This window comes from Streptomyces sp. Go-475 (assembly GCF_003330845.1).
GTDB lineage: Bacteria > Actinomycetota > Actinomycetes > Streptomycetales > Streptomycetaceae > Streptomyces.
Map to the genome: position 1 here is coordinate 1,432,079 of NZ_CP026121.1, position 25,192 is coordinate 1,457,270.

At 72.0% G+C, this 25,192-nt stretch carries 22 protein-coding genes; 7 read left to right on the top strand and 15 right to left on the bottom strand.

Features of this window, described 5'->3' with window-relative positions:
• Positions 1-93: 93 nt before the first annotated feature.
• The 7 genes from cobT to C1703_RS06535 all read right to left on the bottom strand — a co-directional run bounded on the left by cobT (position 94) and on the right by C1703_RS06535 (position 10,485).
• A complete protein-coding gene (gene cobT, locus C1703_RS06505) occupies positions 94-4,320 on the bottom strand; it encodes a nicotinate-nucleotide--dimethylbenzimidazole phosphoribosyltransferase (RefSeq protein ID WP_114250986.1) in 4,227 nt (1,408 codons plus the stop codon).
• Between the two features lie 367 nt (positions 4,321-4,687).
• Positions 4,688-5,905, bottom strand: coding sequence for a precorrin-6y C5,15-methyltransferase (decarboxylating) subunit CbiE (gene cbiE, locus C1703_RS06510; RefSeq protein ID WP_114250987.1), 1,218 nt, complete (start codon positions 5,903-5,905; stop codon positions 4,688-4,690).
• Between the two features lie 146 nt (positions 5,906-6,051).
• Positions 6,052-6,684: a GNAT family N-acetyltransferase gene (locus tag C1703_RS06515; RefSeq protein ID WP_114250988.1), complete on the bottom strand. Its 633-nt coding sequence runs from the start codon at positions 6,682-6,684 to the stop codon at positions 6,052-6,054.
• Positions 6,685-6,825: 141 nt separating this feature from the next.
• Complete coding sequence (locus tag C1703_RS06520; protein ID WP_114250989.1) at positions 6,826-7,650, bottom strand: MetQ/NlpA family ABC transporter substrate-binding protein; 825 nt, start codon at positions 7,648-7,650, stop codon at positions 6,826-6,828.
• Positions 7,651-7,712: 62 nt separating this feature from the next.
• On the bottom strand, positions 7,713-8,420 hold the full coding sequence (locus C1703_RS06525) for a methionine ABC transporter permease (protein WP_114250990.1): 708 nt from the start codon (positions 8,418-8,420) through the stop codon (positions 7,713-7,715).
• Positions 8,417-9,451, bottom strand: a complete 1,035-nt coding sequence (locus C1703_RS06530; protein ID WP_198678103.1) for an ATP-binding cassette domain-containing protein — start codon at positions 9,449-9,451, stop codon at positions 8,417-8,419. The genes C1703_RS06525 and C1703_RS06530 overlap by 4 nt, the downstream gene beginning before the upstream one ends.
• A gap of 383 nt (positions 9,452-9,834) precedes the next feature.
• A complete protein-coding gene (locus C1703_RS06535) occupies positions 9,835-10,485 on the bottom strand; it encodes an HAD-IA family hydrolase (protein ID WP_114250992.1) in 651 nt (216 codons plus the stop codon).
• Between the two features lie 69 nt (positions 10,486-10,554).
• Here C1703_RS06535 and C1703_RS06540 point away from each other — a divergent pair, with 69 nt between their 5' ends.
• Positions 10,555-10,914 carry a hypothetical protein gene (locus C1703_RS06540; RefSeq protein ID WP_114250993.1) on the top strand — a complete coding sequence of 120 codons (360 nt, stop codon included), beginning with the start codon at positions 10,555-10,557 and terminating at the stop codon, positions 10,912-10,914.
• Positions 10,895-11,323: a hypothetical protein gene (locus C1703_RS06545; RefSeq protein WP_114250994.1), complete on the top strand. Its 429-nt coding sequence runs from the start codon at positions 10,895-10,897 to the stop codon at positions 11,321-11,323. The genes C1703_RS06540 and C1703_RS06545 overlap by 20 nt, the downstream gene beginning before the upstream one ends.
• A 79-nt stretch (positions 11,324-11,402) precedes the next feature.
• Here the strand turns inward: C1703_RS06545 and C1703_RS06550 are convergent, their stop codons facing one another.
• The 3 genes from C1703_RS06550 to C1703_RS06560 all read right to left on the bottom strand — a co-directional run bounded on the left by C1703_RS06550 (position 11,403) and on the right by C1703_RS06560 (position 13,741).
• Positions 11,403-11,900 carry a GNAT family N-acetyltransferase gene (locus C1703_RS06550; protein WP_031114741.1) on the bottom strand — a complete coding sequence of 166 codons (498 nt, stop codon included), beginning with the start codon at positions 11,898-11,900 and terminating at the stop codon, positions 11,403-11,405.
• Between the two features lie 57 nt (positions 11,901-11,957).
• Complete coding sequence (locus C1703_RS06555; protein WP_114250995.1) at positions 11,958-12,452, bottom strand: sigma-70 family RNA polymerase sigma factor; 495 nt, start codon at positions 12,450-12,452, stop codon at positions 11,958-11,960.
• A 104-nt stretch (positions 12,453-12,556) separates the two neighbouring features.
• Positions 12,557-13,741, bottom strand: a complete 1,185-nt coding sequence (locus C1703_RS06560; protein ID WP_114250996.1) for a glycerophosphodiester phosphodiesterase — start codon at positions 13,739-13,741, stop codon at positions 12,557-12,559.
• Between the two features lie 382 nt (positions 13,742-14,123).
• Between C1703_RS06560 and C1703_RS06565 the strand changes: the two genes are divergently transcribed.
• Entirely contained in the window at positions 14,124-14,798 is a 675-nt protein-coding gene (locus tag C1703_RS06565; protein WP_114250997.1) for a lysophospholipid acyltransferase family protein, read from the top strand.
• A gap of 343 nt (positions 14,799-15,141) precedes the next feature.
• Here C1703_RS06565 and C1703_RS06570 read toward each other — a convergent pair whose 3' ends face one another.
• The 5 genes from C1703_RS06570 to argH all read right to left on the bottom strand — a co-directional run bounded on the left by C1703_RS06570 (position 15,142) and on the right by argH (position 21,158).
• Positions 15,142-16,677, bottom strand: coding sequence for an MFS transporter (locus C1703_RS06570; RefSeq protein WP_114250998.1), 1,536 nt, complete (start codon positions 16,675-16,677; stop codon positions 15,142-15,144).
• Entirely contained in the window at positions 16,674-17,225 is a 552-nt protein-coding gene (locus tag C1703_RS06575; RefSeq protein WP_114250999.1) for a TetR/AcrR family transcriptional regulator, read from the bottom strand. Before C1703_RS06575 ends, C1703_RS06570 begins: the two co-directional genes overlap by 4 nt.
• 248 nt (positions 17,226-17,473) lie before the next feature.
• On the bottom strand, positions 17,474-18,565 hold the full coding sequence (locus C1703_RS06580; protein WP_114251000.1) for an IS630 family transposase: 1,092 nt from the start codon (positions 18,563-18,565) through the stop codon (positions 17,474-17,476).
• Positions 18,566-18,598: 33 nt separating this feature from the next.
• Entirely contained in the window at positions 18,599-19,570 is a 972-nt protein-coding gene (locus C1703_RS06585) for an aldo/keto reductase (protein ID WP_114251001.1), read from the bottom strand.
• Between the two features lie 154 nt (positions 19,571-19,724).
• Positions 19,725-21,158 carry an argininosuccinate lyase gene (gene argH, locus C1703_RS06590; protein ID WP_114251002.1) on the bottom strand — a complete coding sequence of 478 codons (1,434 nt, stop codon included), beginning with the start codon at positions 21,156-21,158 and terminating at the stop codon, positions 19,725-19,727.
• 223 nt (positions 21,159-21,381) lie between these two features.
• Between argH and C1703_RS06595 the strand changes: the two genes are divergently transcribed.
• From C1703_RS06595 to C1703_RS06610, 4 genes are all read left to right on the top strand, one after another.
• Positions 21,382-22,251, top strand: coding sequence for a hypothetical protein (locus C1703_RS06595; RefSeq protein WP_114251003.1), 870 nt, complete (start codon positions 21,382-21,384; stop codon positions 22,249-22,251).
• 137 nt (positions 22,252-22,388) lie between these two features.
• The gene (locus tag C1703_RS06600) at positions 22,389-22,976 is read left to right on the top strand and encodes a pyridoxamine 5'-phosphate oxidase family protein (protein ID WP_114251004.1); all 588 of its coding nucleotides are present in this window, start codon (positions 22,389-22,391) and stop codon (positions 22,974-22,976) included.
• A 3-nt stretch (positions 22,977-22,979) separates the two neighbouring features.
• Positions 22,980-23,678: a L,D-transpeptidase family protein gene (locus tag C1703_RS06605; protein ID WP_114251005.1), complete on the top strand. Its 699-nt coding sequence runs from the start codon at positions 22,980-22,982 to the stop codon at positions 23,676-23,678.
• 127 nt (positions 23,679-23,805) lie between these two features.
• Positions 23,806-25,188: a ferredoxin reductase family protein gene (locus C1703_RS06610; RefSeq protein WP_198678104.1), complete on the top strand. Its 1,383-nt coding sequence runs from the start codon at positions 23,806-23,808 to the stop codon at positions 25,186-25,188.
• Positions 25,189-25,192 lie beyond the last annotated feature (4 nt).

The following is a 25,192-nucleotide window of genomic DNA, read 5'->3' on the forward strand; positions in this document are numbered from 1 at the left end:
TGGTCCAGTGGCTGAGCACCTGGCCGTCCGCCGGCGCGTGGTCCGTGGGAGGCGTGCCACCCTGCGGCGGCCTCCCACGGACTTCGCCGGCGCCTACTTCTCGGTCACCCCTGCCGAGTCGAACGTCGCCACCTCGTGCATCGCCCTCGCCGTGCTCTGGACCAGCGGCAGGGCCAGCAGGGCGCCCGTGCCCTCGCCCAGGCGGAGGTCGAGGTCGACCAGGGGGCGCAGGCCCAGCTTGTTGAGCGCCGCCACGTGGCCCGGCTCGGCGCTGCGGTGGCCCGCGATGCACGCGGCCAGGACCTCCGGGGCGATCGCGCGGGCCACCAGGGCGGCGGCGCCCGCGCTGACGCCGTCGAGGATCACCGGCGTGCGCAGGGACGCGCCGCCGAGCAGGAGCCCGACGATGGCGGCGTGTTCGAAGCCGCCGATCGCGGCGAGCACGCCGATCGGGTCGGCCGGGTCCGGCTGGTGGAGTTCCAGGGCGCGGCGGACGACCTCGGTCTTGCGGGCGAGGGTCTCGTCGTTGATGCCGGTGCCCCGGCCCGTCACCTCGGCCGGGTCCGCTCCGGTGAAGACGGCGATCAGGGCGGCGGACGCGGTCGTGTTCCCGATGCCCATCTCACCGGTGAGCAGGGCCTTGTTGCCGGCGGCGACCAGGTCGCGGGCGGTGTCGATGCCGACCTCGATGGCCTGCTTGGCCTCCTCGCGGGTCATCGCGGGGCCGGTGGTCATGTCCGACGTGCCGCCCCGGATCTTGCGGGGCAGCAGACCCGGGGTGGCCGGGAGGTCGGCGGCGACGCCCACGTCGACGATGCAGACCTCGGCTCCGACCTGGGTGGCGAAGGCGTTGCAGACGGCGCCGCCGCCCAGGAAGTTGGCCACCATCTGGGCCGTGACCTCCTGCGGCCAGGGGGTGACCCCCTGCGCGTGCACACCGTGGTCGCCGGCGAAGATCGCGACGGCGGCGGGCTCGGGGATGGGCGGCGGGCACTGGCGGGACAGGCCCGACAGCTGCGCGGAGATGATCTCCAGCATGCCGAGCGCTCCGGCCGGCTTGGTCATGCGCTTCTGGCGCTCCCACGCCTCGCCGAGCGCCTTGGCGTCCAGCGGGCGGATCTGCGCCACGGTCTCGGCGAGCAGGTCGTGCGGTTCCTCTCCGGGAAGGGCGCGGCGGCCGTACGTCTCCTCGTGCACGACCCAGGACAGCGGGCGGCGCTTGGACCAGCCCGCCTGCAGCAGCTCGGGCTCGTCCGGGAACTCGTCGACGTAACCGACGCACAGATAGGCGATGACTTCGAGGTGCTCGGGCAGGCCGAGCGCGCGGACCATCTCGCGCTCGTCGAAGAAGCTGACCCAGCCGACGCCGAGGCCTTCGGCGCGGGCGGCGAGCCAGAGGTTCTCCACCGCCAGGGCGGCCGAGTACGGGGCCATCTGGGGCTGGGTGTGGCGGCCGAGGGTGTGGCGGCCGCCGCGGGTCGGGTCGGCGGTGACGACGATGTTCACCGGCGTGTCGAGGATGGCCTCGATCTTCAGTTCCTTGAACTGCTTGGCCCGGCCCTTGGGGAGGGACTTCGCGTACGCGTCGCGCTGGCGCATGGCCAGTTCGTGCATCGCGCGCCGCGTGTCGGCGGAACGGATGACGACGAAGTCCCAGGGCTGCGAGTGGCCCACGGAGGGCGCGTGGTGGGCGGCCTCCAGGACGCGGAGCAGCACCTCGTGCGGGATGGGGTCGCTGCGGAAACCGTTGCGGATGTCGCGGCGTTCGCGCATGACCTTCAGTACGGCCTCGCGCTCGGCGGGGTCGTAGCCGGGGGCGGCGGGGCCGGAGGACTGTCGTGCTTCTGCCACTGCGGCCGCGCTCTCTCCTCGGTGGTGGTCCTGGTCCGCCAGGTCGTCCTGATCGGCGGCCCGGGTGTCCAGGTCGTCGGCGTTCTGCGCGAGTTCGGCGTCACCGTCCCGGGGTGCCGGGACGGTGGCGACGGGCGCCGGGGGTTCCGGTGCCCCGGGCTGTGCCGACCTGGACTGCTGCGGCCCCTGGACCGGCCCGGCGCCGTGCTCCTCCGCGGTCGGGGCGGGGAGTACGACGGTGACGTCCTCGGAGGATGCCGGGGCGGCGTCCGCCGGTGTTTCCGGACCTGCCGGGGAGGGGCGGCGCCGGCGCTCGGGGTGGGGGCCGCCGGGGCGGGCGGCGCCTCGGCGGGGGGCGGGGCATCGGCGGTGCCTCGGCGACCGGGTGGGCGCGGGCGGCTCGGGGGCCTGAGCAGGTGCGGGGGTTTCGGCCGGGGAGTCGGGGGTTGCCGGTGCGTCGGCGGGGGCCGCGACCGCCTCCGTGGGCGCCGGTGCATCAGCGGGCGCCGGTGCCTCGGTCGACGTCGGCGCCTCGGCGGGTGCGGCGACGGCTTCCTGGGTGACCGCTTCCGGGCCGACGGGCTCGGGTGCCGGGGCGGGCGCCTCGGAGGTGGGCATGGCGGGCTGCGGAGCCGTCACCTCGGGGTCCTGGGAGGCTGCCTCGGCATCAGTTGGCGTAGGTGCTTCGGGGGTTTGGGGGGCTGCCTCGCCGCCGACGGCATCCGGCTGCGGCGCGGCGGCCTCGGGGGCGGGCATGGGTCCGGCCGGTGCGGCAGTCTCCGGGGAGACAGCCGGTACGGGGGCCTCCGGCTCGGCGGCTGGTACGGCGGCCTCCGGCTCGGCGGCCGGTGCGGCAGCGTCCGGCTCGGCGGCCGGCGCGGCAGCGTCCGGGGCGACGGCCGGTGCCGGGGCAGCGGCTGCGGCTGCGGCTGCGGGGCCTGTTGCTTCGGGTGCCTGGGCGGCAGCCTCGGGGCCCGCCCCGTCCGGCGTCTGGACGACAGCCTGGGGACCCGTCTCGGCAGGTGACTCGGCGACGGCGTCAGCAGCCGCCGCGTCAGGTGCCGGAGTGGCAACGTCAGGTGTCTGGGTGTCAGCGTCAGGGCTCACCACGTCAGGAGCCTGGGCGACTGCGCCCTGAGCCGCAGCCTCCGGCACCTGGGCGACGGTCTCAGCGGCCACAGCCTCAGGCGCCTGGGCAACGGCCTCAGCAGGCACCGCCTCCGGCACCTGGGCGACAGCCTGCTCGGGCTCGGTGGCAGCCTCGGGGAACGGGACCGCTTCCGGGGCCGGTGCGGCCTCCGGTGCTGGAGCGGGCGTCACGCCCTGCTCCGCGTCGGCGGCCGGGACCTGCTCGGCGCCTTCGGCGGAATCGCCGGTGGCACCGGGCCCGGGAGCCTCAGGGGCAACGGCGGGCTGTCCCGGCTCACCGTCCTGACCGGCACCCTCCACGACCGGAACCGACGCGGCGGCCGACGGCGGCACCGCGTCCGGCGCGGCAACGGCCCCGGCCTCGGCCTCAGGGGCAGCGACCTGGCCCCCATCCGGGGCAACACCCGCCCCGGCGGGACCACCCGCGACCGCATCACCCTGCCCGGACCCGGCCACAGCCACCTGGCCCGCATCCGGAGCGGCGGCCACACCGGTAGGGTCACCCGCGACCGCCTCGCCCTGCCCGGACCCGGCCCCGGCCACCTGGCCCGCATCCGGAGCGGCGCCCACACCGGCGGCCTCGTCCTCGGTCGCCGCCCCCTGCGGGGGAACGGCCTGCCCCGGCCCTGCCGTAGCCGGCTGGTCGCCGGCGGGTTCGGCCACCGTCGCCGCGATCTGCGCGGGCTGCTCGGCGTGAGCCCCCTGCACGGCCTCCTGCGCTACCCGGGCCACCACGGCCTGCGCCGCGCCGACCGGCTGGGGTGCCGGAACAACCGTTTCCGCAGGCGCTGCCCCGGCGCTCACCTGGGCCGGGGGCGCGGCCTGTGCGCCCCAGGGCGTCGCCGGCGCCGAGGGCGGTTCCGGGGCGCGCGGGACGTCGAGGTACTCGGGGCCGGCCGACGGCGTCGCGGGCTGTCGTACGGGCGCGTCCGCAGGGCCGCGGTCGGCGAGGGAGCGGACCGGGCTGGCGGAGCTGTCGGGCAGCGGCGGGCCGAGGTGCAGCGGCCGGCGCGGGGTGATGGGCGGGATCGGCGGAGGGTCGGGCAGGCGGACCCCGCTGAGGTCGACCGAGCCGCTGTCGCGGCCGGAGATCTCGTGCGGGCCCGGCTCGTGGACGGCCTCGACGACCGGTTCCGGCGCGGGCGGGGGGACCTCGTTGCCCCAGGCGCCCTGGGCGCCCGGCAACAGCAGCAGGTCTTCGTCCTCGGCGGTGTTGTCGGAGAGGTAGGCGTACGCACCCTGCGCGGGGGCGCCCGGCTGATCCACCGTGCCTGCGCTCTCCGGCAGTCCCTCGCCCGGGACCTGGCCGGTGTCGGTCATGCGTACCCCTCGCCCATCGGTTAGTGCTCCTACGACCAGCTCACCCGGAACGGCGCACCGACCGCCCCACAGTGAAGAACGAGCGTGCGTCCCCAGCGGCACGAGCGGCCCGCCCGGAAAAGGCGACAAAGCCATTCACTGGCATTGTTGCGGCCGTGACACCCTCACGGCAGCTTGATCCGCGAGGGTTCCGCTGTGGACTGCGCCACGTTGCGCGTCCTCCGGTTCCGCCGTACCACACCCATCCCAAAAGGGGCGGGTTTTCCGGACATTGACCGACGAAGTGCCGGGCGTCCGCGTGCGGTGCAGCGATCGGCCAGCCTACCGCGCGCAGTACGACAAACCGATCACGGGGACGGTCGCGGGGTCAGGCGCCGCGCTTCGGCAGGACGCCGCTGAGCAGGAACGCGACGCTCCGTTCCTTCTCCGTCCAGGCCCGGGTGTCGAGTTCGACGGACTGGAGCAGGGCGCACTCGACGCCGTAGCCGTGCTCCGTCAGGTCGCGGCCGATGAGTTCGGCGGCGTCGCGGGTGGCGGCGTGCGTGACGATGCGCTGCGGGCGCCGGTCGGCGACGGCCGAGACGACGGCCGCTCCCCCGCCGGCGACACGGACGACGTCCGGTTCGGGGAGGTTCTCCAGGACGTGCGGGGCGGTGCCGTGCACGATCTGGAGCTGGACGCCGAGACGGCGGGCGGTGGCGTCGGTGCGGGCGCAGGCGGCCCGGTCGCTGTCGACGGCGAGGACGGCGGCGCCGGCGCGGGCGGCCTCGACGGCGAAGGCACCGCTGCCGCAGCCGATGTCCCACACGAGGTCGCCGACGCGGGGGCCCAGGCGGGCGAGTTGGGAGGCGCGCAGCAGCTGGGTCTCGCCCTCGCCGAGGTCGCCGCCGTAGACCTCGGCGGGCAGGGACCAGCCGCGCGGTCCGGCGGCCGGGTCGGGTCCGGCGATCCAGCCGGTCTCCCCCGCCGTGTCCGGCCGGGCCGGGCCGCCGAGGACGATGACGACGTTGGGGTCGCGCCAGGTGTGGTCGGCGGCCTTGTCGGAGGTGACGACGCTGACCCGCTCGCGTTCGGTGCCGAGTTCCTCGCAGATGACGAAGGAGCGGTGGACTCCCTCGAGGAGCAGGCCGAGTTCGGCGGGACCGGCGCCGGGTGAGGTGAGCACGGCCACTTTGGTGTGGGCGCGGCATACGTTCACCGCGCGTCGCAGGGTGCGGCGGTGTGCGACGACCACCTGTGCGTCGTCCCAGGGCATGCCGGCGCGGGCGAAGGCCGCGGCGACGGAGGAGACGGCGGGGACGACCTCGACCTCGAGGCCGAACTCGGGGGCGCGCAGGGTCCGTACGACGCCGAAGAAGCCGGGGTCGCCGTCGGCGAGCACGACGGCCGTGCCGCGGTGGGCGGCGATGCGGCGGGCGGCGAGGGCGACGCTGCCGAGGCGGATGCGCTCGGCGCCCGCGGGCACCTCGGGGAGCGCCAGGTGGTGGGCTGCGCCGGCCACGAGCGTGGCGGCGCCGAGGGCGGCGCTCGCGGCGGCGGTCAGCGGCGAACCGTCCCAGCCGATCACCGTGACCCGGTCGGCCATCGTCGTCAGTCTCCAGGGGTTTTCGCAGGTCGTCTGCGTGTCTTTGCGGGGAACCGCCCCGAGGCGGGCTCCGTGAGGGTACCCGGTGGAGGTGTCGGAGGGGGCGCCGGTGTCGTCGTCGCCGTCTTCCTCCGGGTGGCTTCCGGTCAGTTCCAGTCGCCGAAGGACGTGAAGCCGCCGGGCAGCTGGTCGCCGACGCCTTCCAGGTCCTCGGGAAGCAGGCTCCAGACGATCAGGTCGGTGCGGACCTCGGTCCACTCGTCGTTGTCCGTCCGGGTCCGCGCTATCCAGGCGCCGCGCAGGACTCCCTCGCTGATACAGCCGATCTTCTGGGCGACCTGCTGGGAGGCGGTGTTGTCGGCCGCGGTGCGCAGTTCGAGGCGCTCGAACTTCTGGTCGTCGAAGAGCCACCGCGCGGTGACGAGCGCCGCCTCGGAGGCGTAGCCCTCGCCGCGGGCCCAGGGGGCGATGACGTAGGACATCTCGCTGGAGCGGATCCGCCAGTCGGTGTTCTTGAGGTGGACGATGCCGACGAGGCGCTGGGTGAGGAACTCGGTGACGGCGAAGACGATGCCGCGGCCCTCGGCCCGTTCCGCGGGGGCCTGTCGGGTGATCCAGGCGCGGGCGTGGGCCTCGGTGTAGGGCTGCGGGACGGAGGTCCAGGCGGTGACGAGCTCGTCGTTCATCATGTCGGCGAACGCCTGGATGTCTGGCTCCTCGAAGGGGCGCAGGACCAACCGCTCCGTGCTGATGGAGATGTTGGGGAAGGTGCTCGTCATGCGCCGCTCCGTAACCTTCGGTGAACCTTCAGGGCCTGCTGAACTGCCCAGCATGCAGCATGAAAGCACTGATCCGCACCACGGGGCCCTCCCCCACCGGGAGAGGGAGGACCCCGGCCGTGGCGGGTGCCGGAGGCGGGCTCAGAAGGAGGGGAGCACGGAGCCGGCGTACTTGTCCTGGATGAACTTCTTCACCTCGGGCGAGGTGAGGAGCTTGGCGAGCTTCTTCACGCGCGGGTCGTCCTCGTTGCCCTTCTTCACGGCGAGGAAGTTGCCGTACGGGTTGTTCTTCGGGGACTCCAGGACGAGGGCGTCCTTCGACGGCTTGAGGTCGGACTCGATGGCGTAGTTGCCGTTGACGACGGCGGCGTCCACGTCGTCGAGGGAGCGCGGGGTCTGGGCCGCCTCGAGCTCCTTGAACGTGAGGTTCTTGGGGTTCTTGGTGATGTCGGAGGGGGTCGCCTCGTTGCCGACGCCCGCCTTGAGGGTGATGAGCCCGTTGGCGGCGAGGAGCTTGAGGGCGCGGGCCTCGTTGACGGTGTCGTTGGGGATGGCGACGGTCGCACCGCTCTTCAGGTCGTCGGCCTTCTTGACCTTGTGGGAGTAGAGGCCGAGCGGCTCCAGGTGGACCGTGACGACGGGCACGATGTCGGTGCCGTTCTTCTTGTTGTAGTCGTCGAGGTACGGCTTGTTCTGGAAGTAGTTGGCGTCTACGGAGCCGTCCTGCGTCGCGGGGTTCTGCGACGTGTAGTCGGTGAACTCCCTGACCTCCAGGTCGAGGCCCTCCTTCTTCGCCAGGTTGTCCTTGACGTAGTTGAGGATCTCGCCGTGCGGGACGGGGCTGGCGGCGACGATCAGCGGGCCGGAGGTGTCGGAGGCGTCCTTGCCGGCGCCGCAGGCGCTGAGCCCGAGGGTGAGGGCTCCGGCGGCGAGGGCGGCGGTGGTGATCTTGGCGGTGTTACGCACGAAAAGTGCCTTTCCTTATGGCCTTGCGAGTGGTGCGACCCCGTCGTGGGTGAACGGGGGGTTCAGGAGGCGGCTTTGAGCAGCCGCAGCTTGGGGGCGGGTCCGGAGTGGGCGCCGCGGCGGTGCAGGGAGCGGGCCGCGTAGTCGCCGGCGAACTGGATGAGGGAGATGACGACGGCGAGGATCGCGACGGTGATCCACATCAGCCCGGTCTCGAAGCGCTGGTAGCCGTAGCGGATGGCGATGTCGCCGAGGCCGCCGGCGCCGACCGTGCCCGCCATGGCCGAGTAGCCGATGAGGGCGACGATCGTGGTGGTGGTGCTGGAGATCAGTGAGGGCAGCGACTCGGGGACGAGCACCTTGCGGACGACGGTCCAGGTGTTGCCGCCCATGGCCTGCACGGCCTCGACGAGCCCGTGGTCCACTTCGCGGACGGCCGTCTCGACCAGGCGCGCGAAGAACGGGATGGCGCCGACGGCGAGCGGCACGATGGCGGCCTCGCGGCCGATGGTCGTGCCCGTGATCCAGCGGGTGAAGGTCATCAGCGCGACCATCAGGATGATGAACGGCAGGGAGCGGGCGATGTTCACGATCTGCCCGATGACCTTGTTGGCGGCGAGGTTCTGCAGCAGGCCGCCGCGGTCGGTGAGGACCAGCAGGATGCCGAGCGGGAGCCCGCCGGCGACGGCGATGAGCGTGGACCAGCCGACCATGTAGAGCGTGTCCCAACACGCCTGTTCCAGCAGCGGCCGCATCTCGGACCAGGTCACTTGGCACCCTCCTTCACCAGCGCGGACTCATGGCCCGGGACGTCGATCTGCAGGCCCTTCTCGCGCAGGAAGCCGACCGGCACGACGTTGTCCTCGTAGCGGCCGGGCAGTTCGATGCGCATCCGGCCGACCTGGAGGCCGCCGACGGTGTCGATGGCGGCGCCGAGGATCGAGATGTCGATGTTGTAGGTGCGGGCGAGCTGCGAGATGACGGGCTGGGTGGCGCTCTCGCCCTGGAAGGTGACGTCGACGACGGTGCGGTCCTCGCCGGAGGCCTCGCCGTCGAGCGGGAACAGCGCGGCGGCCAGTTCCGAGCCGGGGGTGGCCAGGAGTTCGCTGACGGTGCCGGACTCGACGATGCGGCCGTTCTCCATGAGCGCGGCGGAGTCGCAGACCGACTTCACGACGTCCATCTCGTGCGTGATGAGCAGGACCGTCAGACCGAGCTGCCGGTTGAGGTCGCGCAGCAGTGCCAGGATCGAGCGGGTGGTCTCCGGGTCGAGGGCGCTGGTGGCCTCGTCGGAGAGCAGCACCTTGGGGTCGCCGGCGAGGGCGCGGGCGATGCCGACGCGCTGCTTCTGGCCGCCGGAGAGCTGCGCCGGGTAGGCCCCCGCCTTGTCGGCGAGGCCGACCAGGTCGAGGAGTTCCAGGGCCTTGCGGGAACGTTCCTGCCCGGACTTGCCGAGGATCTCCAGCGGGAGTTCGACGTTGTCCTGGACGGTGCGGGAGGACAGCAGGTTGAAGTGCTGGAAGACCATGCCGATGCGGCTGCGCGCCCGGCGCAGTTCCTTTCCGGCGCGCGGGCCGCGCCCGGCCAGGGCGGTGAGGTCCTGCCCGGCGACGCTCACGGTGCCGGAGGTGGGGCGTTCGAGCAGGTTGACGCAGCGGATGAGGGAGGACTTGCCGGCGCCGGACTGGCCGATGACGCCGTACACCTCGCCTTCGCGGACGTGCAGGTCGACGCCGTCCAGGGCGGTGACCTCGCGGCCGCGTGCACGGTAGACCTTGGTCAGGCCCGTTGTGGTGATCACGTGGGTTTCCGTCACTGTCGAGTGCGCGGGCGTGGGTGTGCCCGGACACAGGGGCATTCGTTCAGGGACGCGACACGGTTCTCGCTGGGCGTGGAACCGGGGAGAACATGTGCGCGGGCGGCGTGCGTCACGCACGGCTCGGGGCGTGCGGACAGGCCGCGGTCTCGCTTCGGGGCGCGAGTCAGGGGGTGGTGCGGGGGCCCTCTAGAAGGCGCACATTCGACACATACAACGAGCACCGGGCGTCAGGGTCGCCTCGGTCGCGGGGATGCGGTCGCTCGTCGTGGTCATGCCGTCAGTAAAACATGCGTACGGTCCTGACAAGCCGCCGCTGTCCGGATGCTGGACAGCGGTGGACACGGGCCGGGATCCGCCGGCTTCCGTCAGCCGCGGAGGGAGATCTCCAGACCCTGCTCGGTGACCAGTGCGGACAGGGCCGACAGGTCCTCGACGACCAGATCGGCGTGGAGTTCGTGGGCCTGGTGGGTTGTGGTCAACGCCACGGTGGTCATGCCGGCGGCGCGACCGGCCGCGAGGCCGGCGGGGGCGTCCTCGAAGACCACGCAGCGGGCGGGGTCGACGCCGAGGGTGCGGGCGGCGAGCAGGTAGGGCTCGGGATCGGGCTTGCCGCGGGTGATGTCGTCGGCGGCGACGAGCGTCTTGGGCAGGATGCCGACGGCGTCGAGCCGGGCCTCGGCGAGCCGCCGGGTGGCGGAGGTGACGACGGCCCAGCGCTCGGCGGGCAGGGCGTCGAGGAAGGAGCGGGTCCCCGGCAGCAGGTGCACCCCGCCGTTGGGCACGTCCTCGACCTCCAGGTCCTCGATCCGCGCGACGGCCTCCGGCACGACGTGGGCGGGCAGCAGGTCGGCGGCTATCTCGGCGGCCGGCCGGCCGTGCAGCTCGACCCGGGCGAACTCCTCGGCGGTGATCCCGTACTCCGCGGCCCACCGCGTCCAGCAGCGGTCCACCGAGGCGAGGGAGGAGACGAGGGTTCCGTCGTTGTCGAACAGCAGGGCCTGCGCGTGGATCTTCATGCCCTCGACCCTACGGTGCGGGCCAGGGGCGGAAGCATCGGGCCTTTTCGGCCGTAATAAGGTCGCAGCATGCTTGATGCCCTGACGCTGGTGACCGGCGTCGCCGCGCTGCTGCTCGCCGCCTGGTGCGGCTGGGCGGCCTACCGTGACCAGCCGACGAAGGACTGGCACTTCATCGGGATGGCCGTGGTCACGCTGCTGACGCTGGTCCAGCTCGTGGTGGGGATCGTGCTGCTGGCGCGGGGCGAGAAGCCGGAGCAGGGCACGACGATCTTCGTGGCGTATCTGCTGGGGGCGTTCGCCTGTGTCCCGGCGGCCGGCTTCATGTCGCTGGCCGAGCGGACCCGGTGGGGCTCGGTGACGGTCGCCGCGGGCGGTGTGGTGCTGGCGGTGCTGGAGGTGCGTCTCTATGACATCTGGGGAGGCTGAGGTGGTCCGGCGGCGGCTGACCAGCGGGCCGGGCACGCTGCTGGTGTGGCTGTACGGCGTGATGGTCGTCGGGGCGGTGTCGCGTTCCGCGTATCAGATCGCCACGGAGTTCGAGCGGGCGCCGCTCGCGTACTCGCTGTCGGCCGTGGCCGGTGTCGTGTACGGGTTCATCACGTACTCGCTGGTGCGGGGTGGGGAGACGGCGCGGAAGGCCGCGCTGGCGTGCTGTGTCGCCGAGTTGGTGGGGGTGCTGACGGTGGGGACGTGGACGTTGATCGAGCCGTCGGCGTTTCCGGACGCGACCGTGTGGTCGGACTTCGGGATGGGCTACGTCTTCATTCCGGTGCTGCTGCCGCTGACTGCCATCTACTGGTTGCGGAAGGGTGCGCCTCGGGAGGGTGCCGCCTGAGGACGGTGCCGCCTGAGGTTCGTCAGGCGGCCGCGGGCCCGATGTGGCTTGTCGCGCAGTTCCCCGCGTCCCTAAGTCATCACGCTGTCGCCGCGTAGGTGCCGGCCGGCTTCTCCAGGACGATCATGGGGATGCCGTCCGCGCCCTGGGACGTGCCCACCGTTTCGTAGCCCACCTTGCGGTAGAGGCGGAGGTTGCCCTCGCTGCGGTGGCCCGTGTGGAGGCGGAAGCGGGTCGCGCCGTGCTGGTCGGCCAGGGCCGATTCGGCCGCCCGGAGGAGGCGGGCACCGATGCCGTGGCCCTGGAGGCGGGGGTGGACGCAGAGCTTGCCGATCGCGGCCGCGCCGTCCTCGGTGACCGAGCCGCGGACCGAGCCGACGACCTCCTCGCCGAGCCGGGCCACGAAGACGCAGTCCCGGGCGACCTCCTCGCGGACCGAGTCGAGGGTTTGGACGAGCGGGTCGATGCGGTAGTTCCCGTACAGCGCAGCCTCCGTCTGGAAGCACAGGTACTGCAGCCTGAAAATCTGCTCGGCGTCCTGCTCGGTCGCCGCAGAGATGGTCACGCTCATGCCCATGTGCGCACGCCTCCCGCTCATCTGATCACCTGTCGTCCCTCACTCCTATCCCCGTCCTCAGCGGGCCGCAACCTCCGGTGCGAGCAATCTGCGCAGACATCCCAGGCATCTGGAACGTTCCGGACCAAGACTCCCCTGTGAGATACCCAACTCCCCTGCGATTTCCCGGTATGTCAGGTCCTCGGGCGAGAGCAGGGCCTCCATGAGCCGGGGGCAGCGGCCGGGGAGGCGGCGTACGGCCTCGCGCAGGGCACGGCCGCGGGCGGCGGCGAGGGCGAGCTGCTCGGGGTCGCGGCCGGGGTCGTCGGCCGGTTCGACGGCGTACGGCCGTTCGAGTCGGCGCGTGCGGCGGCTGCGGCGGGCCTCGGAGCGGACGGCCCGGCGGAGCCATTCCTGGGGGTTCCGCGGCGGCCCCTCGGCGTCGAGACGCTCCAGCAGGCGGAGCCAGACCGCCTGCTCCAGGTCCCCCGGCTCGGCTCCGGCGGCATATGCCTCCGCGGAGGCCTCGGCCGTGAGCAGCGGGCGCAGGGAGGTGACCAGGTCGTGCGTCATATGCGGAGCGACGCGGCCGCCCGGGCGGCGGGTTGCCCGGGCGGCCGGAACTCACTCGACCGGAGGGTGTTGGCTCATGTGTTGACGCTCGGTCGGCACAGGGCTCAGCCGGCGAGGAAGGCCTCCCGGGCCAGCAGGCCGGTGTCGGGCTGGTCGGTGAAGACGCCGTCGATGCCGGTCGCGAAGTAGGCCCGGTACGCGCCGAAGACGTCGCCGTAGGCGTCCGGGTCCGTGCCCTTGCGGAAGTTCGCGGGCAGGAAGGGGTTCTCGTTGCGCAGGGTCCAGGGATGCAGGATCAGCCCCACCCGGTGGGCGTCCTGGACGAGCGTGGTCGGCTGGGTGAGGTTGCCCCTGGCGTCCCGCGGGATGATCAGGTCGAGGGTCGGGCCGATGCCCTGCGCGTAGGAGGCGATCTCCCGCAGGCCGGCCGGCTTGACCAGGTCCGCGACCGTGCGCGGGTCGCCGTTCTCGACGAAGTCCCAGGGGCGGCTGTCCGCCGAGGACAGCAGGACGACCAGGGGGTTGTCGACGAGCTTGTTCAGGCGCTCGATGCTGGTCGGCTCGAAGGACTGCAGGATGACCGGGGAGGTACGCCGGTCCTTGCGGTACTTGCGCAGCAGCTTGGCGACGCGCTCCTCCAGGGGGAGGCCCTGCTTGCGGAAGTAGGTGGGGTGCTTGAGTTCGGGGTAGATCCACACCTGCTTGCCGCGCTCACGGCTCTGCTCGTCCTGCCACTTCAGGACCTCTTCGAAGGTGGGGATCTCCCAGTGGCCGTTGTAGAGCGTGTTGTGGGGGCGGTTGGCCGGGATGCGCTCGATCGCCCGCAGGGTCTTCAGCTCGGCGAGCGTGAAGTCCTCGGTGAACCAGCCGGTGGTGGAGACGCCGTCGAGCAGCTTGGTCTTCTTGCGGTCGGCGAACTCGGGGTGGTCGGCCACGTCGGTGGTGCCGCCGATCTCCGGCTCGTGGCGGCAGACCAGGTGCCCGTCCTTGGTCGGGACGAGGTCGCCCGCCTCGACGATGTCGGCGCCCATGTCGAGGGCCAGCTGGTAGGAGCCGAGGGTGTGCTCCGGGCGGTAGCCGCTGGCCCCGCGGTGCCCCACGATCGTCGGCTTGGGCAGGCTCTTCACACCACCGCCGTGCCCGGGGACTCCGCCGCCGTGGCGTGGCGCGTCGGCTCTGGCCGTGCCGGTCATGCCGAGGACCGCTCCGCCGGCGCCGAGCACCGCCGCGCCGAGCAGGGCCCGCCGTCCGGTCCGGCCCGTTTCCTCGTTCGACTCCTGCGTTCCCATGAGCGCCCTCCCTGCCGTCGGCTCGTCCGTGCGGGCCGATCGTAGGGGCGCGTACATGACGGGTGGGAGACTCCGCGCGGAACACGCGGGTGACGTGGGATGTCGTAGTGGCTGGAGGGGGTGGGAACTGACGGATCGTCCGATCCTGTTCGATTCGGTGGGGCTGTTCGGGGAACGCGTCCGGTGCGGGGAGGCGATGTCCGTCACATCGTGGCGGGGGTGTTACACGCCGTCGGCGACGCGCCACCGCAGGTAAACACGCGTCAACAGTGCGTAAGGCCTCGGTGAAGTCGCCGTGCCCGATGTGCGCGACCCCAGGGGCCGCGAGTATCGTCCTCACCTGCACAGACTCATACAGCATCCCTTGACACCGGAGGGCCCGTTGTCCCGCTTCGCGCTCATCAAGGCAGTGCTCGGCCCGATCATGCGCCTGATGTTCCGCCCACAGGTGGAGGGCGCGGAGCACATTCCCGGGCATGGCCCGGTCATCCTGGCCGGCAACCACCTGACGTTCATCGACTCGATGATCCTGCCGCTGGTCTGCGACCGGCAGGTCTTCTTCATCGGCAAGGACGAGTACGTGACCGGGAAGGGGCTCAAGGGCCGGCTGATGGCCTGGTTCTTCACCGGTGTCGGCATGATCCCGGTGGACCGCGACGGCGGCCGGGGCGGTGTCGCCGCGCTGATGACCGGGCGGCGGGTGCTGGAGGAAGGCCGCGTGTTCGGGATCTACCCGGAGGGCACGCGGTCGCCCGACGGGCGGCTGTACCGGGGCCGGACGGGTATCGCCCGGCTGACCCTGATGACGGGTGCGCCGGTGGTGCCGTTCGCCATGATCGGAACGGACAAGCTCCAGCCGGGCGGGGCGGGTCTGCCCCGGCCGGGCAAGGTCACCGTGCGGTTCGGTGAGGCGATGGAGTTCTCCCGGTACGAGGGGATGGACCGCGACCGCTATGTGCTGCGGGCCGTGACGGACTCGGTGATGGCCGAGGTCATGCGGTTGTCCGGGCAGGAGTACGTGGACATGTACGCGAGCAAGGCGAAAGAGGCCGCGTAGCGCCTGGAACTCCCCCACCCGTGAGCAGGCGGACCTGGCCGCCGCGCGACTCCACGACTGTCTGACGACGGCCAGACCGAGCCCGGCGGGCCGGTGATGCGGGAGCCGTGCGGGGCCGGCCGGACCGCGTTCGAGAGCAGGTTGCCGACCGCCCCGCGCAGGGCGTCGTGTCGCCGACGACCGTGAGCCCGGGGCGGGGCCGCGGTGCAGGGCCAAGCCCCGTTCGGCGGTCGGCGGTCGGCGGTCGGCGGTCGGCGGGGCGAACTCCTCGCAGGCCTCGGCGGCTGCCGCCGCCAGGTCGACGTCCGCGTCGGTCAGGGCGGGGCCGGGCACCGCCGCGGGGCTACGGGTCTTCCGCCCCGCCGCTCTCCAGCCGCTGCCCCCGCAGCAGGAACCACGCCGCCACCGCCGCGGCGAGCAGCACCGCCGCCCCCACGCCCGCGGCGAGGGCCAGACCGTCGACGAAGGCCGTGCGGGCGGCGTCCAGCATGGTCGCGGCGGTGTGCGCGGGCATGCCCGCGGCGGCCTCGACGGCGCCGCCCAGCGACTCGTGGGCCGCGGCCGGGGTGCCCGCGGGGCCGGTGAAGTCACGGTAGACGCCGGTCACGATCGAGCCGAGCACGGCGATGCCGAGGGCGGCGCCGAGTTCGTACGCCGTCTCGGACACGGCGGACGCGGCGCCCGCCTGCTCCTTGGGCACGCTGGACAGGATCACGTCGGCGGTCACGGTGAACGAGAAGCCGGCGCCGACGCCGACCACGAGCAGTGCCGCGCCGAGCAGCGGGTAGCCGGTGGACTGGCCGATCACCGTGAGCGCGGCCAGCGCGAGGCCGATCGCCGCGAGGCCGCCCGAGACGACGGCCCGCACGGAGAAGCGGCGGGCCGCGCGCCCCGCGACCAGACCGGCCACCACCGCGCCGATCGCGGCGGGCAGTTCGGCCAGCCCCGCCTCGAACGGGCGCCTTCCCTGGACGAGTTGCAGGTACTGCGAGAGGAAGAACACCAGCCCGGACAGGCCGAGGATGGTGAGCAGGTCGGCGAGCACCGCGCCGCTGAAGCCGCGGTTGCGGAACAGGCGCATGTCCAGCAGCGGCGCGGGGAGCGACAGCTGACGGCGGACGAAGCCGTAGAGAGCCGCCGCGCCCAGCAGACCGGCGCCCAGGATGCTCCAGGCGAAGCCGTGGGTCGCCGCCTCCTTGACGGCGTACACGATGCCGATCATGCCGACCAGCGACAGCACCACGCTGACCAGGTCCCAGGGGCCGGGGTTCGCGGTGCGCGACTCGGGCAGCAGTCTGATCCCGACGAGGACCAGCACGGCCATCACGGGCAGGTTGATGAGGAAGACCGACCCCCACCAGAAGTGCTCCAGCAGGAACCCGCCGACGATCGGGCCGACGGCCGTGCCGGCGGAGGCGGTGGCGCCCCAGATGCCGACGGCGAGACTGCGCTCGCGCGGGTCGTGGAAGAGGTTGCGGATCAGGGCGAGCGTGGCCGGCATCAGGGTCGCGCCGGCGACACCGAGCAGCGCCCGGGCGACGATCATCGTCTCGGGGGTGGTGGCGTAGGCGTTGAGCACGGATATCGCGCCGAACGCCGTGGCGCCGACGAGCAGGATCCGCTTGCGGCCGATCCGGTCGCCGAGGCTGCCCATGGAGACGAGCAGACCGGCGATGACGAACGAGTAGACGTCGCCGATCCACAGCAGCTGCGTGCCCGTGGGCTTCAGGTCCTCGCTGATGTAGGGGGTGGCGAGGCCGAGGACGGTCGCGTCGACGGCCACCAGCAGCACGGCGAGCACGAGCACGCCGAGCGCGAGCCAGCGGCCCGGGCGCCGCACCGCCTCGGTCGTCGACGCCGGCCGCAGGGTGCTGGTCATGATTCCTCTCTCCTGAGCGCGCCGCCGAGCAGCAGCTCGACGATCATGTGCTGGAAGTCCTTGGGGGCGCCCTTGCCGCTCTGCACCATCCAGGCGCCGGAGGCCAGCAGGCCGTACAGCGCCTCGGTGAGCCAGGCGGGTGTGAGGTCGATGCGGAACTCGCCGCTGAGCTGGCCGCGCCGGAACAGGGCGGAGATCCGGTCGTCGAGCCGGGTCCAGCCGGCGTTCTGCTCCTCGCCCTCGAACAGCTGGTTCTCGGTGTAGAGGAACGCGAGGAGTCCGGCGACGGGCTCGACGGCCGCGACGAGCCGGCGTACGGCCTCGCTCGCCGTGCCCTCGTCGAGCCGGGCGGCGTCCAGCGCGGCCTGGCACTCCTCGATGCCCAGCGACTCCAGGGCACGGACGAGGGCGTCCCGCCCGGCGAAGTGCCGGTGCAGTGTGGCGCGGCTGATCCCGGCGGCCTTGGCGACCTCGTCCATGGTCGCGGTGGATTTGCGGGTCAGCAGGGCCGCGGCGGCGCGCAGCACGTGGTCAGGATCGACAGCCATGAGACAACCATAACCCCACATGAGACATCAATGTCTCACTATGGGCATGCGGGACTCATGCCGGTCGATGTCCGGCGCATGACTAGGGGCCCTTCTGATGGATCTCCGTGGGAGAAGGAGCGGCGTTCGGTGCGTGCGATCGGCGTGCGGGGCGGAGGGTCATGTGGCGGAGCCACCTGGCCCTCCGCCCCGTGCGGCGAGCGGGCGTGCCGGGCGTCGCGACGCTGCGGAGATCCATCAGAAGGGCCCTAGTGATCTGAGTCAGAGATTCGTCGGCAGTAGGCGGCGACTTTGCCGAGGATCTCGTCGGCTGTCTTCGTCCAGATGAAGGGTCTGGGGTGTTCGTTCCAGTCGGCGAGCCAGGCCCGGATGTCGCGTTCGAGGGCTTGGACGGAGCGGTGGACGCCGCGCTTGAGCTTCTTCTGGGTCAGCTCGGCGAACCACCGCTCGACCAGGTTCAGCCAGGACGCGCTCGTCGGCGTGAAGTGCAGGTGGAAGCGTGGGTGGGCGAGCAGCCACCGCTTGATGTCGGGCGTCTTGTGGGTCGCGTAGTTGTCCAGGATCAGATGAACCTGCAGGTCGGCCGGGACTTCCTTGTCCAGCTTCGTGAGGAACTTCTTGAACTCCGCCGCCCGGTGACGGCGGTGAAGGGAGCCGATGACCTTGCCGCTGGCCACCTCGAGGGCGGCGAAGAGGGTTGTGGTGCCGGCCCGGACGTAGTCGTGGCCGCGGCGTTCGGGAACACCGGGCACCATCGGCAGAACTGGCTGGGAACGGTCCAGGGCCTGGATCTGGGACTTCTCGTCCACGCAGAGCACGAGGGCCTTCTCCGGCGGATCGAGATAGAGGCCGACGACGTCGCGGACCTTGTCGATGAACAGCGGGTCGGTGGACAGCTTGAACGTCTGTGACCGGTGCGGGGCCAGGGCGAACGCCCGCCAGATCCGCGAGACCGTCGACTGCGACATTCCCGTGGCCGCAGCCATCGACCTGGTCGACCAGTGGGTGGCGTTCCTCGGTGTCTCCTCGAGCGTCTTGACGATGACCCGCTCGACGTCGGCGTCGGTGATCTTCCGGGGGACACCGGGCCGCGGATCGTCGCACAAGCCGTCCAGGCCGCGTTCGAGAAACCGGCGCCGCCAGGTGCGGACCGTGTCCGGAGTGATCCGCAACCGGCGGGACACCTCCATGATCGAGTGGCCCTCGGCGCACTCCAGCACGATCCGCGACCGCTGGGCCAGAGCCTGAGCCGTCGTACGGCGACGTAACCAGCCCTCCAGCACCGCCCGTTGGGCATCAGTGACCGACAACGGCGGAATCTTCGGACCCGGACGACTCATACCCGACTAACGACGAATCTCTGACTCAGATCACTAGTGCCAGGGCAGCTGTCCGCGGCGCTCCCAGTACGCGCGTGGCTCCTCGACGAGCGTGGCGAGGCGGGTCAGCTGGTCGTCGTCGAGGTCGACGACGGCGGCGTGCAGGTTCGAGGCGAGCTGGTTGGTGGTGGCGGCGCCGGAGAGGACGACACCGGCCCAGGGCTGGCGCAGGATGACGGCCAGGGCGACGGCGTCGCAGCCCAGTCCGGTCTGCTCGGCGAGCTCCTTGAGGACGTCCGGGGCGTGCGGCCCGGCGAGGCGGCCGTTGGCCATGCCCTCCTTGACGATCACGGTGAGCCCTGCGTCGTGCGCCTCGGCGAGGGCGGGGGCGGCGGAGGTCTCCAGCGCGTTGTAGGTGGACTGCACGGTACGGAAGAGGGGTTCGCCGTCGACCGTCACCGCGAGGGCGGCCCGGATCGCGTCCGCCTGGGCGGGGCCGCTGGTGGAGAAGCCGATGGTGAGGCCCTGGGCGGCGGCTTCGGCGAGCTTCGCGTGCAGTTCCTTGTCGGTGAGGGCCGGGCTGTCCGGGGTCACCGAGTGGATCTGGTAGAGGTCGAGGCGGTCGCCGAGCAGGGCGTCGGTCTCGGCGCGCTGCCGTTCGTAGGTGGCGAGGGTGTGGTCCTTGACCTCGTGCGTCTCGGCGTCGGTGGACCAGTCGGCGGTGTAGGTGTAGCCCCACTTGCTGCCGATGACGATGTCGTCGAGGCCCGGCCTGTCCTTGAGCCAGTCGGCGAGGAACTCCTCGGAGCGGCCGTAGGAGCGGGCGGCGTCGAAGTAGCGGACGCCCTGGGCGTAGGCGGCGTCGAGGAGTTCGTGGGTGCGCTCCCGCAGGGCATCGACCGTGCGCTCTGGAGGAAGGTCCTCGTCCCGGCCGAGGTTGATGTAGCCGGGGCGCCCGACGGCGGCGAGGCCAAGGCCGATGTGGCAGGTGGGTGTTGTTGCTGCGGCCAGGCGGGCGAAGGGCATCGCGGGCTCCGATCGGTCGGTTCCGGTTCGGTTTCCGACCAACGTAACCCGCGATCACCTTCGCCTCAGGGGCTCGGTTCGTTCGGCGGTTCGGCGCGTGCGGGGTGCCTCGTGGCTTGTCGCGCAGTTCCCCGCGCCCCTGGGGGCGTTTCCCTCACCCCTGCTTCTTGGCCACCGCCCACTCGTGCTGGGCCGCCACGTCCTGCTTCACTTCGGCGAGCTGGATCGCGACCGCGCTGGGAGCCGTGCCGCCCCTGCCGTTGCGGGACGCCAGGGCGCCGGGGACGTTGAGGACCGAGCGGACCTCCGGAGTGAGGTGGGTGGAGATCTTGGCGAACTGCTCGTCCGTCAGCTCGTCCAGCTCCTTGCCCTCCGCCTCGGCGGCCTTCACGCACTCGCCGGCCACCTCGTGGGCCACGCGGAACGGGACGCCCTGCTTGACCAGCCACTCGGCGATGTCCGTGGCGAGGGAGAAGCCGGCGGGGGCCAGTTCCTCCATGCGCTCGCGGTGGACGGTGAGCGTGGCCATCATGCCGGTGAAGGCGGGGAGCAGGACCTCCAGCTGGTCGATGGAGTCGAAGACCGGCTCCTTGTCCTCCTGGAGGTCGCGGTTGTAGGCGAGGGGCAGTGCCTTGAGGGTCGCGAGCAGGCCCGTCAGGTTGCCGATCAGGCGGCCCGACTTGCCGCGGGCCAGCTCCGCGATGTCCGGGTTCTTCTTCTGCGGCATGATCGACGAGCCCGTGGAGAACGCGTCGTGCAGGGTCACGAAGGAGAACTCCTTCGTGTTCCAGATGATGACCTCCTCGGCGATCCGGGAGAGGTTGACCCCGATCATCGCCGTGATGAAGGCGAACTCGGCGACGAAGTCGCGGGAGGCCGTGCCGTCGATCGAGTTGCCCGCGGAGCCGTGCTCGAACCCGAGGTCCCTCGCCACCGCCTCCGGGTCCAGACCCAGGGAGGAGCCCGCCAGGGCGCCCGAGCCGTACGGCGACACCGCCGTGCGCGCGTCCCACTGGCGCAGGCGCTCGGCATCCCGGGAGAGGGACTGGACGTGCGCCAGGACGTGGTGGGCGAAGAGGACCGGCTGGGCGTGCTGCAGGTGCGTGCGGCCGGGCATCGCCACGTCCGGATGGGCCTCGGCGAGGCCGATCAGCGCGTCCTGGAGCTCGGCGATGAGGCCGCCGATGACCCGGGCGTGGTCGCGCAGGTACATCCGGAAGAGGGTGGCGACCTGGTCGTTGCGGGAGCGGCCCGCGCGGAGCTTGCCGCCGAGGTCGGGGCCGAGGCGCTCCAGCAGGCCGCGCTCCAGGGCCGTGTGCACGTCCTCGTCGGCGATCGTGCCCACGAAGGTGCCGTCGGCGACGTCCGCCTCCAGCTGGTCGAGCCCGGCGATCATGCGGGTCAGCTCGTCCTCCGTGAGGAGTCCCGCCTTGTGCAGCACGCGCGCGTGCGCACGCGAACCGGCGATGTCGTACGGCGCGAGCCGCCAGTCGAAGTGGACGGACGCGGACAGCTTCGCCAGGGCCTCGGCGGGACCGTCGGCGAATCGGCCGCCCCAGAGCCGGACGTCACCGCTGTTGCTGCTCACCTGCGTGCTCCTCAAGGGGTGTGGGTGTGCCTCACCATCATGCATGAGTATGCAGACCTCTGCATTATTCGTCAATTCAGCGGGGCCGGGGAGCGGATTCCGGCCAGGTGAGAGGAATTTGAAGATCCCTTGAACGCGCGAAACCGCTTACCCGTACCTCTCGCCGAACGCAGGCGCCGCGTTTGTACACCGACGACCACCGACCCCCTAGTGAGGCACCCCCATGTCCAGGGCTCTTCCGAAGTACAACAAGCGTCGCGTCACGTTCATCGGCGGCGCGGCCGCGGTGGCGCTGTCCGGCACCGCGATCGCCGGCTTCGCCCTCGCCGGGGAGTCGTCCGACGGCGGCGGCACGAACGCCCGGACGCTGGCGGGCCCTGGCACCATCTCGTGCCCGGACGTCCGCTCCAAGCTCCCGGCGGTCCCCGCCTCCGCCAAGGCCGAGGTCGACCGCAACCTCGCCCTGCTCAACACGCAGATCCAGGAAGCCAACAAGCGCCTGGTCGACACCGTGGGCCAGGGCGGCCCCAACTTCGTCCAGAACGCCATCCTCGGCCCCCTCAAGGACAAGCGCGTCGCGACCGTCAACCGCATCGCCACCGCCATCGGCCGGACCGCCGCCAAGCCCCAGGGCCTGGACTCCCTGGCCACCTGCAAGCTGAACGCCGCGGGCACCAACGCGGGCGGCGGCGCGGCCGGCAAGCCGCAGGCGGGCGGCAACGCGGGTAACGCCGGGAATGCAGGGAATGCAGGGAATGCAGGAAACGCAGGCAACGCGGGCAATGCCGGCAACGCCGCCGCCGGCACGATCACCTGCCCGGACGTCCGCTCCAAGCTCCCGGCGGTCCCCGCCTCCGCCAAGGCCGAGGTCGACCGCAACCTCGCCCTCCTCGACACCCAGCTCAGGGAAGCCAACACCCGCCTGGTGAACACGGTCGGCCAGGGCGGCCCCAACTTCGTCCAGAACGCCATCCTCGGCCCCCTCAAGGACAAGCGCGTCGCGACCGTCAACCGCATCGCCACCGCCATCGGCCGGACCGCCGCCAAGCCCCAGGGCCTGGACTCCCTGGCCGCCTGCACGCTCACCAAGTGAGGTGACAGGCGCTGTGGCCGCCCCGTGTGAGCGCCGGCCGGGGCGGCCACGGGCAGGGGCCCGCGGGATCCGGCAGAGGTGACCGGATCCCGCAATTCCTTAGACGGGCGAAGGACTTGCACCCATAATCGTTAGACATGGGAAAGACTTATGAGTGCATAGAAGGCCGGCTCCGCTCGTTCATCGAGGCGCAGCCGGTCTTCTTCACCGCCACCGCTCCCCTGTCCGCCGACGGCACGGTCAACCTGTCCCCCAAGGGCCTCCGGGGCTCCTTCGTGGTCCTCGACGAGCACCGCGTGGCCTACCTCGACTTCGCCGGCTCCAACGCCGAGACCATCGCCCATCTGCGGGAGAACGGGCGGATCACCCTGATGTGGTGCGCCTTCCAGGGCCCGCCGAACATCGTCCGGGTGCACGGCAGGGGTGAACCGGTCTTCCGCGACGACCCCCGTTTCGGGGAACTGCTCGCGAACTTCCCGGACATCGACCCGGCGCAGCACGGCCTGCGCGCCGTCATCGTCGTCACGGCCGAACTCGTCCGCGACAGCTGCGGCTACGCGGTGCCCTTCATGGCGTACGAGCAGGACCGCGATCTGCACGGCAAGCGGTTCGCCCGCGAGGACGACGCCTCGCTCAGCGCCTACTTCGCCAAGAAGGAGCACATCGCCACCAGCCTGGACGGACTTCCCGGGCTGCCGTTGCCTCTGCCGCCCTCTACCGTCTGAGGCATGCGCCCCGGTGCCCTCGCCCTCGCCGTCTCCTCCCTCGTCGTGCTCGGCGCCGGGCCGCCCGCCCCCGCACCGCCGTTGCCGGCCCGGATGGCGGACACCGGCGGCGGCACCCAGCTGATCACCGCGGTGGCCCCGGAGAGGAACTCGACGACGGGCACCGTCACCTGGTGGGACCGCACCGGCGGACGCTGGGTGAGCACCGGTACCGCGCCCGCCCGCTTCGGAGCGAACGGACTCGTCGCGGGCGGCTCCCGCAAGCAGGGCACCGACACCACGCCCACGGGCCTGTACGACCTGCCGTACGCCTTCGGCATCGAGGCGGCACCGCGCGGGACGGCGTACCCGTACCGCCGGGTGCACCGGGACTCCTGGTGGTGCCAGGACAACGACTCGCGCTCCTACAACCGCTGGAGCGAACCCCGTGCGGCCGACTGCCGGGCCGCCGAGGCCGAGCAGCTGATCACCTACCGGGCGCAGTACGCACACGCGCTGGTCATCGGCTTCAACTACGAGCGTCCCGTGCGCGGGCGCGGCGCGGGCATCTTCCTGCACGTCCACGGGCGCGGGGCGACGGCCGGGTGCGTCTCCGTGCCGAAGGACGCCATGCGGCGGATCCTCACCTGGGCCGACCCGGCGCGGCGGCCGCACATCGCGGTGGGCACGGAGAGCGGGAGCACGGCCGTCACCCGCCTGTGACGGGCGCGTGGCCGCACGGGTGTTACCAACGGTCACTGCTGTGCGCACACGACTCCGTGAGCGACTGAACACTCCCGTGTCCCGGCACGTATCTGTGGGCCAAGGGTCAAGTCCCCACGGAGGAACCGTGACCACCACGCTCGCAGGCGGCCGTGCCGCCCGCCGCCAGACGATGCGCCGCATCCGCCCGCGCCGCTCCCCGGCCGTCCCGCTGCTGATCGCCCTGTGGGCGGGGGCGGCGGCCGTGCTGTGGCTGTGGTGGGACAACACACCGTCCCTCGCGGACACCACGAGCAAGATCCTGGCCGCGGGCCGCATCACCGGTCTGCTCGCCGGCTACCTGATGGCGCTGGTGGTGCTCCAGATGGCGCGGGTCCCCGCGCTGGAACGCCGGGTGGGCACCGACCGGGTCGCACGCTGGCACGCCATGACCGGCCGCTACACGCTCTGCCTGGTCCTCGCCCACGTCTTCCTCACCATGTGGGGCTACGCCCTGCAGGCGGGCAAGTCGCTCGGTGACGTCGTCCAGCAGACCGTCGACTCCGTCAACCAGCTGCCCGACATGGGCAAGGCGGCCATCGGCACCGGCCTGCTGTTCCTCATCGGGATCCTGTCGATCGGCGGTGTCCGGCGCCTCATCGGGTACGACACCTGGTACCACGTGCACCTGCTCACGTACGCCTCGGTGTACATGACGTTCTGGCACCAGATCACGACCGGCAACGAGTTCGCCGTCGAGCCCACCGCGAAGACCTTCTGGTACGGGCTGTACGGCGTGGTGACCGCGCTGGTGGTCTGGTACCGGATCCTCACCCCGATCCGGCTGAACCTGCGGCACCGCATGCGGGTCGAGGCGGTCATCGAGGAGACCCCGGGCATCGTGTCCGTGCTGATCGGCGGGCGCAAGCTGCACCGGATGGGCGCCGAGGCCGGGCACTTCTTCCGCTGGCGGTTCCTGGCGCCCGGCATGCGGTTCAGCTCGCACCCGTACTCCCTGTCGGCGGCGCCCCGCCCGGACATGCTGCGGATCACCGTCAAGGCGATCGGCGACCACACCGAGCGGCTGCGCGACCTGACACCCGGCACCCGGGTGTGGGCGGAGGGCCCGTACGGCGCGATGACCGCGCAGCGCCGCAGCCGCGGCAAGGTGCTGCTGGTCGCGGGCGGTGTCGGCATCACCCCGATGCGGGCGCTGTTCGAGACGCTGCCGGGCGCGTCGGGGGACATCACGCTGCTCTACCGGGCCAACAGCACCCAGGACCTGGCCCTGTGGGGCGAACTGGCCAAGATCGCCGACGAGCGCGGGGCGCGGCTGATGTACGCGGTCAACAGCCCGGACGGCGAACGCCCCGACATCTCCGCCGAGTCCCTCCAGCGGAAGATCCCGGACATCGGCGACCACGACGTCTTCATGTGCGGGCCGCCCGGCTTCGCGCAGTCGGTCTACGAGGCACTGCGCGGTGCGGGAGTCCCCGCCCGCCGTATCCATCACGAGTCGTTCGAGATGTGAGCGA

Coding starts and splice junctions, on each gene's coding strand:
- C1703_RS06580 (WP_114251000.1), bottom strand. CDS start 18,565: ATGAGTCGTCCGGGTCCGAAGATTCCGCCGTTGTCGGTCACTGATGCC.
- C1703_RS06575 (WP_114250999.1), bottom strand. CDS start 17,225: ATGGCTGTCGATCCTGACCACGTGCTGCGCGCCGCCGCGGCCCTGCTG.
- C1703_RS06585 (WP_114251001.1), bottom strand. CDS start 19,570: ATGCCCTTCGCCCGCCTGGCCGCAGCAACAACACCCACCTGCCACATC.
- C1703_RS06550 (WP_031114741.1), bottom strand. CDS start 11,900: ATGGGCATGAGCGTGACCATCTCTGCGGCGACCGAGCAGGACGCCGAG.
- C1703_RS06570 (WP_114250998.1), bottom strand. CDS start 16,677: ATGACCAGCACCCTGCGGCCGGCGTCGACGACCGAGGCGGTGCGGCGC.
- C1703_RS06515 (WP_114250988.1), bottom strand. CDS start 6,684: ATGACGAGCACCTTCCCCAACATCTCCATCAGCACGGAGCGGTTGGTC.
- C1703_RS06535 (WP_114250992.1), bottom strand. CDS start 10,485: ATGAAGATCCACGCGCAGGCCCTGCTGTTCGACAACGACGGAACCCTC.
- C1703_RS06545 (WP_114250994.1), top strand. CDS start 10,895: ATGACATCTGGGGAGGCTGAGGTGGTCCGGCGGCGGCTGACCAGCGGG.
- C1703_RS06605 (WP_114251005.1), top strand. CDS start 22,980: ATGCGCCCCGGTGCCCTCGCCCTCGCCGTCTCCTCCCTCGTCGTGCTC.
- C1703_RS06540 (WP_114250993.1), top strand. CDS start 10,555: ATGCTTGATGCCCTGACGCTGGTGACCGGCGTCGCCGCGCTGCTGCTC.
- C1703_RS06560 (WP_114250996.1), bottom strand. CDS start 13,741: ATGGGAACGCAGGAGTCGAACGAGGAAACGGGCCGGACCGGACGGCGG.
- C1703_RS06555 (WP_114250995.1), bottom strand. CDS start 12,452: ATGACGCACGACCTGGTCACCTCCCTGCGCCCGCTGCTCACGGCCGAG.
- C1703_RS06600 (WP_114251004.1), top strand. CDS start 22,389: ATGGGAAAGACTTATGAGTGCATAGAAGGCCGGCTCCGCTCGTTCATC.
- C1703_RS06595 (WP_114251003.1), top strand. CDS start 21,382: ATGTCCAGGGCTCTTCCGAAGTACAACAAGCGTCGCGTCACGTTCATC.
- cbiE (WP_114250987.1), bottom strand. CDS start 5,905: ATGGCCGACCGGGTCACGGTGATCGGCTGGGACGGTTCGCCGCTGACC.
- cobT (WP_114250986.1), bottom strand. CDS start 4,320: ATGACCGACACCGGCCAGGTCCCGGGCGAGGGACTGCCGGAGAGCGCA.